General features: G+C 56.6%; 13 protein-coding genes. 10 read left to right on the top strand and 3 right to left on the bottom strand.

Annotated features, from left to right (window positions below; all coding sequences use genetic code 11):
* Nucleotides 1–71: 71 nt before the first annotated feature.
* From ACCW76_RS10185 to ACCW76_RS10195, 3 genes are all read left to right on the top strand, one after another.
* Nucleotides 72–1,352 carry an MFS transporter gene (locus ACCW76_RS10185; protein WP_436338468.1) on the top strand — a complete coding sequence of 427 codons (1,281 nt, stop codon included), beginning with the start codon at nt 72–74 and terminating at the stop codon, nt 1,350–1,352.
* 66 nt (nt 1,353–1,418) lie between these two features.
* On the top strand, nt 1,419–2,393 hold the full coding sequence (gene ghrB, locus ACCW76_RS10190; protein WP_436338498.1) for a glyoxylate/hydroxypyruvate reductase GhrB: 975 nt from the start codon (nt 1,419–1,421) through the stop codon (nt 2,391–2,393).
* 82 nt (nt 2,394–2,475) lie between these two features.
* Nucleotides 2,476–3,726, top strand: coding sequence for a valine--pyruvate transaminase (locus tag ACCW76_RS10195; RefSeq protein ID WP_038643928.1), 1,251 nt, complete (start codon nt 2,476–2,478; stop codon nt 3,724–3,726).
* On the opposite strand, the gene ACCW76_RS10200 is transcribed toward ACCW76_RS10195, so the two are convergent.
* Nucleotides 3,723–5,171: a PLP-dependent aminotransferase family protein gene (locus ACCW76_RS10200; protein ID WP_436338469.1), complete on the bottom strand. Its 1,449-nt coding sequence runs from the start codon at nt 5,169–5,171 to the stop codon at nt 3,723–3,725. The genes ACCW76_RS10195 and ACCW76_RS10200 overlap by 4 nt on opposite strands.
* A 182-nt stretch (nt 5,172–5,353) precedes the next feature.
* On the opposite strand from ACCW76_RS10200, the gene ACCW76_RS10205 reads away from it, so the two are divergent.
* From ACCW76_RS10205 to ACCW76_RS10230, 6 genes are read left to right on the top strand one after another with little or no spacing between them, the layout of a single operon-like run.
* On the top strand, nt 5,354–6,820 hold the full coding sequence (locus ACCW76_RS10205; protein WP_436338470.1) for a hypothetical protein: 1,467 nt from the start codon (nt 5,354–5,356) through the stop codon (nt 6,818–6,820).
* Nucleotides 6,821–6,837: 17 nt separating this feature from the next.
* Nucleotides 6,838–8,115, top strand: coding sequence for an ATP-grasp domain-containing protein (locus ACCW76_RS10210; protein ID WP_436338471.1), 1,278 nt, complete (start codon nt 6,838–6,840; stop codon nt 8,113–8,115).
* Complete coding sequence (locus tag ACCW76_RS10215) at nt 8,103–8,813, top strand: class II glutamine amidotransferase (RefSeq protein ID WP_045815072.1); 711 nt, start codon at nt 8,103–8,105, stop codon at nt 8,811–8,813. Before ACCW76_RS10210 ends, ACCW76_RS10215 begins: the two co-directional genes overlap by 13 nt.
* Before the next feature lie 5 nt (nt 8,814–8,818).
* Nucleotides 8,819–9,619 carry a 2OG-Fe(II)-dependent halogenase WelO5 family protein gene (locus tag ACCW76_RS10220; protein WP_045815106.1) on the top strand — a complete coding sequence of 267 codons (801 nt, stop codon included), beginning with the start codon at nt 8,819–8,821 and terminating at the stop codon, nt 9,617–9,619.
* Nucleotides 9,620–9,646: 27 nt separating this feature from the next.
* On the top strand, nt 9,647–10,147 hold the full coding sequence (locus ACCW76_RS10225) for a YbaK/EbsC family protein (protein WP_038643934.1): 501 nt from the start codon (nt 9,647–9,649) through the stop codon (nt 10,145–10,147).
* Between the two features lie 23 nt (nt 10,148–10,170).
* Entirely contained in the window at nt 10,171–11,076 is a 906-nt protein-coding gene (locus ACCW76_RS10230; RefSeq protein WP_436338472.1) for an EamA family transporter, read from the top strand.
* A gap of 56 nt (nt 11,077–11,132) precedes the next feature.
* Here the strand turns inward: ACCW76_RS10230 and ibpA are convergent, their stop codons facing one another.
* Entirely contained in the window at nt 11,133–11,549 is a 417-nt protein-coding gene (gene ibpA, locus ACCW76_RS10235) for a small heat shock chaperone IbpA (RefSeq protein WP_034830093.1), read from the bottom strand.
* 277 nt (nt 11,550–11,826) lie between these two features.
* On the opposite strand from ibpA, the gene ACCW76_RS10240 reads away from it, so the two are divergent.
* The gene (locus tag ACCW76_RS10240; protein WP_045815074.1) at nt 11,827–12,174 is read left to right on the top strand and encodes a YceK/YidQ family lipoprotein; all 348 of its coding nucleotides are present in this window, start codon (nt 11,827–11,829) and stop codon (nt 12,172–12,174) included.
* Here ACCW76_RS10240 and ACCW76_RS10245 read toward each other — a convergent pair.
* The gene (locus ACCW76_RS10245; RefSeq protein ID WP_436338473.1) at nt 12,152–13,414 is read right to left on the bottom strand and encodes a DUF3748 domain-containing protein; all 1,263 of its coding nucleotides are present in this window, start codon (nt 13,412–13,414) and stop codon (nt 12,152–12,154) included. The two genes, ACCW76_RS10240 and ACCW76_RS10245, sit on opposite strands and share 23 nt — an antisense overlap.
* Nucleotides 13,415–13,653: the final 239 nt, after the last annotated feature.

The raw sequence follows: 13,653 nt of genomic DNA on the forward strand, positions 1-13,653 counted from the left end.
GTCTCTACACAACCCGAATATTTCGAGGCGCATCCATTGAATGTGCCCGCCTCAAAACAGAGGAGTCACCCATGAAATCGCAGACAATCGCGCCAAAACGCTGGTGGTTTATCATGCCCATCGTGTTTATCACCTACAGTCTGGCGTATCTGGACCGGGCGAACTTTAGCTTCGCCTCTGCCGCAGGGATTAATGACGATCTCGGCATCACTAAAGGCATGTCATCGCTGCTGGGTGCCCTGTTCTTCCTTGGCTATTTCTTCTTCCAGATCCCCGGCGCGGTGTATGCCGAACGCCGCAGCGTGAAGAAGCTGATTTTCTGGTGCCTGATTTTGTGGGGCGGCTGTGCCTCGTTAACCGGCGTGGTGAGCAACATTCCAATGCTGGCCGCGATTCGGTTTGTGCTCGGCGTGGTGGAAGCGGCGGTGATGCCGGCAATGCTGATTTACATCAGCAACTGGTTCACCAAATCGGAACGCTCGCGCGCCAATACCTTCCTGATCCTTGGTAATCCGGTCACAGTGTTGTGGATGTCGGTGGTTTCCGGCTATCTGATTAATGCTTTCGGCTGGCGTGAAATGTTTATCTTCGAAGGTATCCCGGCGGTGATCTGGGCCGTGGCCTGGTGGTTCCTGGTGCAGGACAAGCCAGCACAGGCCAAATGGATGAGCGACGAAGAGAAATCTGCCCTGCAGGCGCAGTTGCAGAAAGAGCAGGAAGGCATCAAAGCGGTGCGCAACTATGGCGAAGCCTTCCGTAATCGCAACGTGATCATTCTGTGCATGCAATATTTTGCCTGGAGCATTGGCGTGTACGGCTTCGTACTGTGGCTGCCTTCGATTCTGCGCAACGGCACACAGATGGGCATGGTAGAAGCGGGTTGGCTGTCGGCGGTGCCTTATTTGGTGGCGACCATTGCGATGGTCGTGGTGTCGTGGGCATCTGACAAAATGCAGAACCGTAAGCGGTTTGTCTGGCCACTGCTGCTGATTGGGGCGTTGGCGTTCATCGGCTCCTATCTGGTCGGCTCCAGCCACTTCTGGCTGTCGTATGCCTTGCTGGTGATTGCCGGTGGCGCGATGTATGCCCCTTACGGCCCGTTCTTTGCCTTGATTACTGAAATGCTGCCACGCAATGTTGCCGGCGGTGCCATGGCACTCATTAACAGCATGGGCGCACTCGGTTCCTTCATCGGATCGTGGATTGTAGGCTATCTTAATGGCGCGACCGGCAGTCCTGCCGCCTCTTACATCTTTATGGGTGCCGCGCTGCTGGTGTCGGTGTGGCTGACGTTAATCGTCAAGCCCGCCGAGAACAAGACAGCACCGATTCATGGGGCGAAGCACGCCTGAAAGCGTAAGAAATGACTTTTCCGGGCGACTCAGGTCGCCCGTCACACGTTCTACAGGGAGCAAATGATGAAACCTGCTGTGATTCTTTATAAGAGCCTGCCAGACGATCTGCGCGCTAAACTGGATGCCCATTTTACCGTCACCGAAGTGCATGACGTCTCCCCCGAAACCGTGCAGCAGCATGCCGCACAGTTTGCGCAAGCCGAGGGTTTGCTCGGCTCAGGCGGTAAAGTCAATGGTGATCTGCTGGCAAAGATGCCCGCATTGCGCGCCTGCTCTACCGTTTCCGTGGGCTATGACAATTTCGATGTTGAAGCACTGAATCAGCGCAATGTACTGCTGATGCACACGCCAACTGTTCTGACCGAAACCGTGGCCGATACCATGATGGCACTGGTGCTGAGCACCGCCCGTCGCGTCACCGAATTGGATCAATGGGTTAAAGGGGGCGAGTGGAAGAAAAGCATCGGGCCAGAGCATTTTGGTATCGATGTGCATCACAAAACGCTGGGTATTCTCGGCATGGGCCGTATCGGCCTGGCGCTGGCGCAGCGTGCGCACTTCGGCTTCGGCATGAATATTCTCTACAACGCACGACGTCAGCATGAAGAGGCGGAAACCCGCTTCGGTGCACGCGCCTGCGATCTTGAAACGCTGCTGAAAGAGAGTGATTTTGTTTGCATCAGCCTGCCGCTGACCGAGCAGACACATCATATGATTGGCGCTGCACAGCTCAAGATGATGAAACCCAGCGCCATCCTGATTAATGCCGGTCGTGGCCCGGTGGTTGATGAGCAAGCGCTGACGGCGGCATTGAAAGACGGCACGATTCACGCTGCGGGTCTGGATGTGTTTGAAGTGGAGCCGGTGCCCGCTGATGCGGAGATCCTCAAGCTGCCGAACGTCGTGGCGCTGCCGCACATCGGTTCAGCCACTCATGAAACGCGTTACGGCATGGCGCGTGATGCGGTGGACAATCTGATTGCTGCGCTGAGCGGCAAAGTCGAGAAAAACTGCGTTAACCCGCAAATCCTGGCCTAAGCTTGCTGCTTTAGCCATTGCGCCTGCCCGTGGCGGGCGCTATGGTGGTTGCCCATTCCCGATTACAATGTTTTAACTTCCTATGTCCTTTTCTCAGTTCGGCGACAAATTTACTCAACATTCCGGCATCTCACGTCTGATGGAAGACATGGGTGAAGGCCTGCGCACGCCTGGCACCATTATGCTCGGCGGCGGCAACCCGGCACAGATCCCGGCCATCAATGACTATTTCAACCAGCTGCTGCTGCAGATGCATCAGGACGGCAAACTGAGCGAAGCACTGTGCAACTATGATGGTCCGCGCGGTAAAACGCTGCTGCTGGATGCGCTGGCGAACATGCTGCGTGAAGAGCTGGGCTGGCCGATCACCGCGCAAAATATTGCGCTGACCAACGGCAGCCAGAGCGCGTTCTTCTATCTGTTCAACCTGTTTGCTGGCCGTCGCGCCGACGGCAGTAAAAAGCGCGTGTTGTTCCCGCTGGCGCCGGAGTACCTCGGTTACGCCGATGCCGGGCTGGAAGAAGATCTGTTTGTTTCCGCCAGGCCCAACATTGAGCTGCTGCCCGAGGGCCAGTTCAAGTATCACGTTGATTTCGACCATCTGCCGCTGAATGAGGACGTGGGCCTGATTTGCGTATCGCGCCCGACCAACCCGACCGGCAACGTGATCACCGATGACGAGCTGATGCAGTTGGATGCGCTGGCACAGCAGCATGGCGTGCCTCTCCTGATCGATAACGCCTACGGTGTGCCCTTCCCCGGCATTATCTTCAGCGAAGCCCGTCCGCTGTGGAACCCGAATACCATTCTGTGTATGAGCCTGTCGAAACTTGGCCTGCCGGGTGCACGTTGCGGCATTATCGTTGCCGATGAAAGCACGATTAGCGCCATTGGTAACATGAACGGCATCATCAGTTTAGCGCCAGGCAGCATCGGCCCGGCGATTGCCACTGAAATGATTGTGCGCGGTGATTTGCTGCGTCTGTCGGAAGAGGTGATCAAGCCGTTCTATCAGGCCAAGGTAAGCGAGACGATTGCCATTCTGCGCCGCTATCTGCCGGAAGATCGCTGCCTGATCCACAAACCCGAAGGCGCGATTTTCCTTTGGTTGTGGTTCCGCGACCTGCCGATCAGCACCGAAGCGTTGTATCAGCGCCTGAAAGCGCGCGGCGTGCTAATGGTGCCGGGCCACTTCTTCTTCCCCGGTCTGGAACAGGAATGGCCACATACGCATCAGTGCATGCGCATGAACTATGTGCCGGACGCGGAGAAAATTGAACGTGCGGTGCAGATTCTGGCGGAAGAACTGGAAATGATAGCTAACGAGGCTTAATCCGCCGTTAATGACAGCTGGCACCACTCTGCCAGCTGTTTTATCGCCTGCTCCACTTCCGCATTCCAGCCAAAACCGGCGTTCAGCCGGAAACAGTGATCGTAGCGATGATCGGTGGCGAAGATATGTCCCGGCGCGATACCGATACCCGCGTTGCGCGCTTTAAGAAACAGCGCACGCACGTTTAACGACTGAATTGGCATTTCCACCCACAACACATAGCCGCCTTCCGGATCAGATACACGCGTACCCGTAGGGAAATAACGCAACACCGCCTGACGCATATGGTGGATTTGATTCCTCAGCTCACGACGCAATTTGCGCAGATGCGCATCGTAGCCGCCGCTGCGCAGCAGTTCGGCAATCGCTGCCTGTGACAACACCGAGGTGCCCATGCTGGTGGTGTATTTCAGCGAGGCGATTTTGCGCATGTAATTACTGCTGTGCACCCAGCCAATGCGGATACCGGGCGCCACCGTTTTCGAGAAGCCGCTGCACAGAATGGCATTCGGGCTGAAGGCGCGCATCGGGAACGGACGGCGATCGCCAAAGGCCGTATCACCAAAGATATCGTCCTCAATGATCACCACATCGTTTTCATCGGCCTGACGCGCAATATAGGCCTTCTGCTCGTTGGGAATGCTTTTCCCCAGCGGATTATTGATGTTGTTGATGGTGAGATAGGCCTGCACCGCTTTACGCTGAAACAGCGCGGTGAGTTTGCTGACGTTAACATAACCTTCCGGCCCGGCTTCCACTTCAATCACGCGCAGATTGAGGTTATGCAGCATCTGCAACAGCACGAAGTAGCACGGCGATTCCACTGCCACGATATCGCCGGGGCGGGTCGTGGCGCGCAGAGCCAGTGAGATAGCTTCGATGCAGCCGTTGGTGATCAGGATGTCATCAGCGCTGATATTGCAGCCATAATCCACCGCGCGGCGTGCAATCTCGGCTTTGAGCGGCGCATAGCCGGTGCCTTTTACCGTGTTTCCGAGCAGCGCCGGTTTGCTGTAGCCCATCTGGCGCATCAGCAATCCAATTTTCTTGACCGGATAGAGCGAGATATCGCCATTGGCCAGATCCAGCCGCACACGACAATCGGAGCCCAGCATCGCCAGATGCAGCTCGGTTTGCTCATCCAGCGGGGCGACTTCACGCGGCTGTTCGCTGTGGATGGCTGCGGGTAACGCCCTGGGAACCTGACGGGGTGCAACAAAAAAGCCGGACTTAGGACGCGCCACCGCATAGTGTTCATCCTCCAGCGTCCGTAATGTTTTCAGGGCGGTGGTCATGCTGACGCTGTACTGTGTTGCCAGCGTACGTACCGACGGTAAACGGCTATCGGGCGGCAACGATCCGCTGTGAATCGCCTGCTTTATCTGCTCTGCAATCTGACGGTAACGACTACTCTGACTCTCCTGTTCACCCGTTCCATCCGCCATCTGTTCCACCCTATATCGTGCTGATCTGTGCGTATCCATCAGATTACATTCAAAGTACTTTAGGCTGCATCTGTTTATTCAGCCTCAGACATTCATTCCGTTGCAACTTCGTGGCCCCTTTTCCTGCCCGTTGCCGCCAGCACGGTAACGGCGATTTTATTAGCCAAAGGATGAAGTGAAAAATGAATAATCTGTCCACCATGATGAGAGAAATTGAAGGTTATCTCACGCCCGCGATTATCGATTCTGCTCAACGCTGTTCTCAACGCTTACTTGCCGCCCTGCCCGATAGCAAAAACCCCGCGAACAATCGCGTGCTGCTTGCCTATGGCGGCGGGAAAGACAGCAGCTATATGGTGGCGTATGTGCGCTACATTCAGGGGTTGATCTGGCAGCAGCAGGGCAGCACCTTCCAGCTACGCATCAGCACCAATCGTCACGCGGCGATGAACGACAGCGTGATGGAGAATATCGACCGGGTATATCGTGCACTGCACATTCCGGGGGATGACTTTACCGAATGCCTGGTGACCGATGGCCTGCAAATCCGCCACTTCGAACGCCATTTGCCGATGCCCGATAGCGTGCGCCAGCAGAATCGCAACGATGTGCTGATGAATGGCCATCGCTTCCGTGCCGATGCGCGTTCCACTTTCTGTAACGCCTGCAACCTCAGCATGGTGAACTCGTTTGGCCTTGCCGCGCACTACGAGGGCGGCGTGGATGTGATCATCACCGGTGATTCGCCGCAGGAGCAAACCGCTTACCTCGCCTGGGCTCGTCATCTTTCACGCCTGTTTGATGCGCCCGTTGCCGACAAATCGCGCGGCTTTAGCGGCTTCCTGCAAACCCTCGATGGCGTGGCAGAACGTTATTTCGCCGACATTTACGGCGCCGATCAGGTTACCCCAGCCCATCGCATCACCTGGCAGCTGGCGCGCGATCCGCTGTTCTTCAACATCTATCAGGACACCGCCTATGAAGCCGGTGCGCACTGGTCACTGCTCACTGAATTTATGCACTTCCGCTTTGATGAGCTGATGTTCAGCTTCTCTGAATCGGACTGCGGCAACCCGACGTTAATGGCACATATTCGCGGTCTGCGAGCGGAGACGCTGATGCAGCGTAGCTACGCCGAAGGCATTCGCGAATATGTGCGCTTTGCGCTCGGCCTGATGGAGAAGAAAGATTTCCCGCCGCAACTGATTGCGGAAATGGCGGCGCGTTATCAGGACGATGCGGCGATTGAACGTGCTCGCCAGCGTGCAGCACAGTTTGCCGAACAGGCCTTTGGCCTCAACGAAATCCAGCTGGTGTGCATGATCTATTCGCCGTTTATCGCGCAGGGCCACCAGCTCAACGTCTGGCTGCAACAGCTCAACCAGGCACCCAATGAGCAGGCGGTGCGGGCGCTGCTGTGTGGCGATAGCGATGACCTGCTGCTGGCTCAGCAGCTTGAGCACCTCTCCGGCCTGACCATTGCGCAGATGCGCCAGTGCTGGCGCAGTGCGCAGGTTAATACATTGCTGGATGGCACGCGCGGCGATGCGCTCTCACGCGTGCTGCGTTTCGATCCGCACAAAGCAGTGATTCAGGTCAACAACGGTGCCTTGCAAGACATCGTCACTGAAGTGATCTCCGGGCGATAACCCGGTAAGGCGACGCGATGAGAAAGATTTTCCTGCAGATTGGTGCCACGCGTGACGGGCAAAATCCGTATTGTGCGGTGGCAAAACGCGAGGGCTATTTTACCGTGCTGGCGGAGATGGGCGACTTTGTCGACTATCAAAGCTTAAGCATTCAGCTGCCGTTCGATCTGATTGTGCGTCTCGATCGCCCGGAAAATCCGTGGGATGTGTTACAAGCCTGCCTGCGAGCGGGCTTACTGGAACATCCTCAGGTGGTGCTGGCGGGCTTTGAAGCCTACAACACCAGCGCCGGTCGCGTGCGTGAACTGTTGGCCGGGCCGGATGCCGGCCCGAGCTTTATTCCGCCGGATAAATACGCACAGCGCATGGCTCTGCGTAAAGCCTGGCCGCGCTTCCCACAGCCAGAGTTTCGCTTCTTTGCCTCACCACTGAGCATTCGTGACGCGCGTGATGCGCTGCTCTATCCCTGCGTGATCAAACCGGTGGATGGCGGCGGCGGATTAGGGATCTGGCTGGTGGAAGAGGCCAGCCAGCTCGATGCGGTGATCGGCAAGCTGGTGGAGACCATGAACTACGGCGGACGCGGCTTCAGCGGTTTTATCGTCGAAAGCTGGCTGCCGGGCGACGAATATTCACTACAGGGTGTGGTGGATAACGGACACGCAGTGGCGCTGACCTGCTGCCAGAAGGTGATCGAGCACCACATCGATGCCGAAGGCTGTATCAGCTTTTACGAATCCGGCCATGTGGCGATGGCCGCGCAACAGCTGCCTGCGGCCTTTGCCAGTTTGATGAGCTTTTGCTGTGAGACCTTTGGCTATCGCCAGGGTGCCTTCCACATCGATTTCATTATGGTGAACGGTGAACCGCACTTCCTGGAAATGGGTTTCCGTTTGTCGGGCATGGGCGTGGTGAATCTGGTCGAGGAAGTCACCGGTATCAACTGGGCAGAGGTGGCGTTTCAGATTGAAGCCGGGCGCGGTTTGTCTGTGCTGCACTTCCCGGAGCAACCCCAGGCTATTGGCCGCCTGCGCCTGCGTCAGCGCCTGCAATTTGACGCTGCGGAGCGCTGGATCGCTGAACATCAGCGCGGTCAGCTACTGCCACCGCTCAATCTGCCCGCGCTGGCCGTCTCACCGCGATCCTCGTTGTATGCCGATCTCACTCGCCATGCCGGTATTCTCGCCACCTTCCGCCTCGCGGCAGACAGCCGGGACGACGTGCTGGCGGTGTTCCAGCAGATTCTCGATGTTCCGTCCTTAGCCCCCCGGAGAGATCTTCTATGTGCAGAATGATTCTGGCATACGGCCAGTTTAATGCAGCTGCGGTACTGGACGCCGCTCGCGCGATGAGCTGCGGCGAAACGGCAACCCATGAGGGCCCGATCAAACAGCACCCGAATGGCTGGGGCTGTTTATGGCTGGATCAGGGAAAGATTCGCACCCTGCATGGCACTGGCACCTTTGCTGATGCGCTGCCCGGTATTGATGTTGATGCACTGCGTCACAGCCGTTTTCTGGCGGTACATGTGCGCCATGCCACGCTGAGCAAAAACCAGGGCATTGAATTTTCTCACCCACTCTGGCGTACCAGCGGCGCAACACAGTGGTACATGATGCACAACGGCTTTTTACCCACGGTTTATGCGCAACTGGGCATGGCGGAATCGCGCTTTGACTCCGCCGAATATCTTGAATATATCGTCGATCAGGTGACGCCTGCCGATTTTACCCGTGACTACCTGCGCAGCAAGATGGCGCGCGTGGCACCGGGCGGCAGCGCGGCTAATGCGATTTTTGTCACCCGGGATAAAGCCTGGGCGTGGCAGTGGCATCCCGATGACACCCCTTATCCTGACTATTTCACGTTGCACCATTATCAAAACAACAGCACCACTTTTATCTCTTCTGAACCTATTGCTGCACTGGGCACGGCGTCTGACTGGCGTCGCATGAACAACCATGAACTTCATGAATTTCCACTTGGGGAGTGATCAGCATGGCCATTTTCAATCAGATACGCGTTATCCATCCCAAAATGTTCGTCGAAAGCACCTGGCTGGATGACATCGTGACCGCGCGCGTGCCGCTGTTGGTGCTGCGCAATTTCCTGACGCCTGAAGTGCGTGAAGCGGTGGTGGACGATCTGCAACAGTGCCGCGATCAGGTGCGCGTCTCGCGCTATCCGAATGGCGCACTGACCACGCTCGGCCCCTATCTGGCTAAACACACTCGCGCACCAGAAAATTACTTCACCGAGCTGCGCGACATCCAGCCTGCTCTGCCACCGTCACTGCACTGCCTGCGCGATCAGGTTTACAACTGGGTGAAACACTCATTGCGTCTGGAGAGTCTGCACACTGCCCGCGAGCCGGAGTTGGGCGATTACGCGGGTTCGATTGTGCGCTTTCATGCCAACGGCGTCGCCAATCCACTGCATAACGACAACATCGTACGCGATGCCGCGGGCAGTGGTTTGGCCGTCACCAACATCCTGCATCAACTGAGCTGTGTGGTCTGTTTGCAGGAGTGTCACGCGGGCGGGGAACTGCGGATATTCAACAAGAAGTGGCATCCCGTGGATGAGCGCTTCAAAACGCCAGGTGAACTCGGCTATCAGACTGGCGTCATTGAGCAAAGCGAGGCATGTGAGTTCTCACCACGCAGCGGCGACATCTATCTGTTTAATCCTGCGTTTTATCACGAGATTGATCGCGTGGAAGGCGACACGCGCATCACCATGGGCTTTTTCTTTGGCCTGACCGACAAAAAAATGAAGCACGCCATTGCCTGGAGTTAATGCCGGGCCTTCGACGAGGAGATGAAGATGAATACCTTTGAAAAAATCACCGCCCTGCTTGATCAACACCACGCGGACTATCGCGTGGTGGAGCATGAGGCCATCGGCCAGACCGATGTGATCAGCAGCATTCGCGGCAACGATCTCAATCAGGCGGCTAAAGCGATGGTGCTGGAAGTCACGATGCCAGACGGCGCCGATGCGCGCTACCTGCTGGCGATTGTACCGGGTGATTGCAAGATCAACTTCAAAAGTGCCGCGCGCGCCATAGGCGGCAAGAAGTCGAGCTTTGCCGCGCCAGAGAAAGCGCAGGATCTGACGCAGTGTGTGATGGGCGCGGTGCCGCCCTTTAGTTTTGATGACCGACTGGCGTTGCGCGTTGATACGCGCCTGCGTGATGTCGGCACGCTGTGGTTTAACGCCGGTGCGCTGGAGCGTTCCGTGGCGCTGAATGTGGATGATTTTTTTCGTGTTGTCGGCGATGACTGTTGTGCAGACATTGCCACTCCGATGACGGCGACTGCCTGAAACGGCTGCAGTAAGGAACGAGTATGTCAGTAAAAGATATGATGTTAGCCCTGTGCGTGGTGGTGGTGTGGGGCGTGAATTTCGTGGTGATCAAGCTGGGCCTGCACGATATGCCGCCGTTTCTGCTGGCGGGATTACGTTTTGCGTTAGTGGCGTTTCCGGCGATCTTCTTTGTGAAGCGGCCGCAGATCCCTTTGCACTGGCTGATTGTGTACGGCATGACCATCAGCTTTGGTCAGTTCGCTTTCTTGTTTCTGGCGATCAAACTCGGCATGCCAGCAGGACTGGCATCACTGGTGTTACAGGCGCAGGCGTTCTTTACGCTGCTGCTGGGAGCTTTATTGCTGGCGGAAAAACTGCGCTGGAACCACATCGCCGGGATTTTGGTGGCGACACTTGGCATGTTTATGCTGGCAACAGCGGGCATGGAGGGGCAAACCACCGCTGGGATTACGCTGACCACCATGATGCTGACGCTGGCGGCGGCGCTGTCGTGGGGACTGGGCAATATCACCAACAAGATCATACTGCGTAACCGTAAGGTGCCGGTAATGTCGCTGGTGGTGTGGAGTGCACTGGTGCCGATCGTGCCCTTTTTCGCCTGCTCATGGTGGTTCGATGGCGAGGCAGCGATCGTCACCAGTCTGCTGCATATCTCATTGCAGACCCTACTGGCGCTGATTTATCTCGCGTTTATTGCCACCATTGTCGGCTATGCGATCTGGGGAAATCTGCTCGGTCGCTATGAGACCTGGCGTGTTGCGCCGCTGTCACTGCTGGTGCCGGTGGTGGGCATTCTCAGTGCCGCGCTGGTGCTCGACGAGACCTTGTCAGCGCAGGAAATTCTCGGTGCATCGGTGATTATTCTCGGCCTGCTGGTAAACGTGTTTGGCGGGATGGTAAGCCAGCGATTATGGGTGCGCACCTGATCGACAGAAACAAAAACGCCGCATTTCTGCGGCGTTTTCTTCTCAAGACAATATCCTTAATTCAGGATTTCAATGCGACGCGGTTTCGCTTCTTCAGGAACGATGCGTTCCAGATCGATGCTCAGCAGGCCCAGTTCGAGACGCGCATCGCGCACCACGATGTGATCGGCCAGCTGGAATTTGCGCTCAAAGTTACGTTCGGCGATACCCTGATACAGGTATTTGCGCTCCGGTTGCTCTTCGGGGTGCGCACCGCGAATAATCAGCACATTGTCGTGTGAGGTGATATCTAACTCGCTCTGGGCAAAGCCCGCAACGGCAATGGTGATGCGATAGTGGTTTTCATCCACCAGCTCAACGTTGTACGGAGGATAGCCACCATTGGCCTGGTTCTGATTGGACTCAAGCAGACTAAACAGACGGTCGAAACCAATAGCAGAACGATAAAGCGGAGTGAGATCAAAGTTACGCATAAAAAGACTCCTGAAAATCAGCAAGTTTTGGCAACCTTCCACCATGGACAGGTTGTGCGGCCCGCTGCTGTCCCTGTCGGCGACAGCAAGGCGACCCTGTAGTAAAAATGGGTGCACTTTGATCGCTTTCAAGGGCAATACGTATTTTCTTGCGGCAATTTTGACGAAATAGCATACACTCAGAAATTCTTCGCCTGCATCGCATGACATCGCCACAGAGCTTTGCTGCAGCAGGAGACACACTCCAGCCAGAAGTGATGGCTGTAGGGATGATGAAATGAAAATGATGAAAAGCTTTCCGCTCACCGGCCTGCTGGTCTGTAGCGTCTTGACTACTTCGGGTTGCTCCAGCGTCATGTCTCACACTGGCGCCAGCCAGGGTTATTATCCCGGCACACGCGCCAGCGCAGATATGATCGCCGATGACAATACCAGTTGGGCGATTAAGCCGCTGGCGGTGATCGATCTGCCCTTCTCCGCCGTACTGGATACGATTCTGTTGCCGTGGGATTACTTCCGCACTGACAAAGATTCGGCGCATGACCGTGTGCTGCAAAGCGAAAAATTGGCTGGCACTGACGCCAGCCTGGCAACCGCAGCGGCTATGCCACCGACGTCGCACTGACGCGGAACAGCTGACGCCAGCCATCCACATCTCGCATATAGGCTACCTGCTTGCCGTCCGGTGACCATACCACCGCATCACCGGAAGGCGGCTGCTCGCTGCGTTCTGTTAAGCGCGTACAGTGCCCGGTCGCTACCTCACAACGCATCACGCTGTTATCGCAAATAAAAGCGATCGCCTCGCCTGATGGTTGCCAGCTGAATGCCGACTGAATACTGCTGCTGAGCTGCGTAATCTGGCGCGCTTCGCCCCCGTTGGGCGACACACTCCACAGCTGCACAACACCCTGTTCATCCCCCATCAGGAAGGCGATGGCGCTACCGTCCGGCGATGCGCGCAACCAGTGGCGGGGCTGCAATGCTAATCCTTTACTGTGAGTGATGCGGCGCTGCTGCACGCCAGCTGGCGGTGCAGGCAGTTTTTCCGTCGTGCCCTGCAAGGGTATTGCGCCGGGTTTAGCGTAATCACTCAGCGCCTCGGGCAAATCCACCACAAACACTTCCGGCACTTTCTCGCCGTTGGCAGCACGTGTATCGCCGATAAACGCTAGCGACCAGCGCTGCCAGCTGCCATCGGTTTTCTGATAGCCACGATCGCCGATCCAGCCCTCTTCATAAGCGCGGTCAATCTGATCGCTACCCGGTTGCGGATCACGCGTGGTCTGGCTCACCAGCACGCAGTAATGGCTGCCATCGTATTCACGGGGATGCTGTTTAGGCGGACACACCGGATGCAGCGGTACGGCCACGCCGACATTACGCAAATCCTCACGCGCATCTTTCTCATGCATCACATGGTCGTTATACGTAAAGCTGAGACGCGATCCATCTGGACTGAATACATGGACATGCGAGCCGCCACGCAATGCGCCGGGCGTATAAGGTGCGGTGATGTCGCAGGCATCGAGATTTTCCGCATTGCCCTGCTGCACGATGACGCCGCGGCGATGATGGAAATCGTAATGCCAGTGCGCATCGGGATGCTCCGGGCCATGAATACACACATAGCGCGGCGGCAGATCCGGGCTGACGGTGACCACGCCGACATGCGCGCCGTCGCGTGCCTGATAGAGCACCTCGACCGCACCGCTTTCGACGTTGACGCGTTCGATGGTCAGACTGGTAAAGGACGCGCCCGACGGACGGACATCAAACGCCAGCCACTGGCTGTCAGCGGTCCAGACGTTGATATTGGTGAGCTGATGATGACGCTGTGCAAAGGTGAGTTGTTTTTCTGACATGAGGCAACCTTACATCCAACAGTTGCCGAACAAAGTACGCGATTATCGGGTGAGGTGCAGCAGGCGTGGCGCAATAATTTGCGAGCGGTTGGCGCGATGCAATACGCATCGATGCGTTAGAAATGAGTGAGCGATTGCAGAATAAAGCACTAACGGATTGCGCGACTAAACGCCGGCAGACGCGCCATAAATGACGCCGCTACGCATCATGTATGTCCGTAGCGGCGGGTTTTATCGCG

Origin of the sequence: Pantoea sp. C8B4, from assembly GCF_051336905.1 — a bacterium.
Taxonomy (GTDB): Bacteria; Pseudomonadota; Gammaproteobacteria; order Enterobacterales; family Enterobacteriaceae; genus Pantoea; species Pantoea rwandensis_B.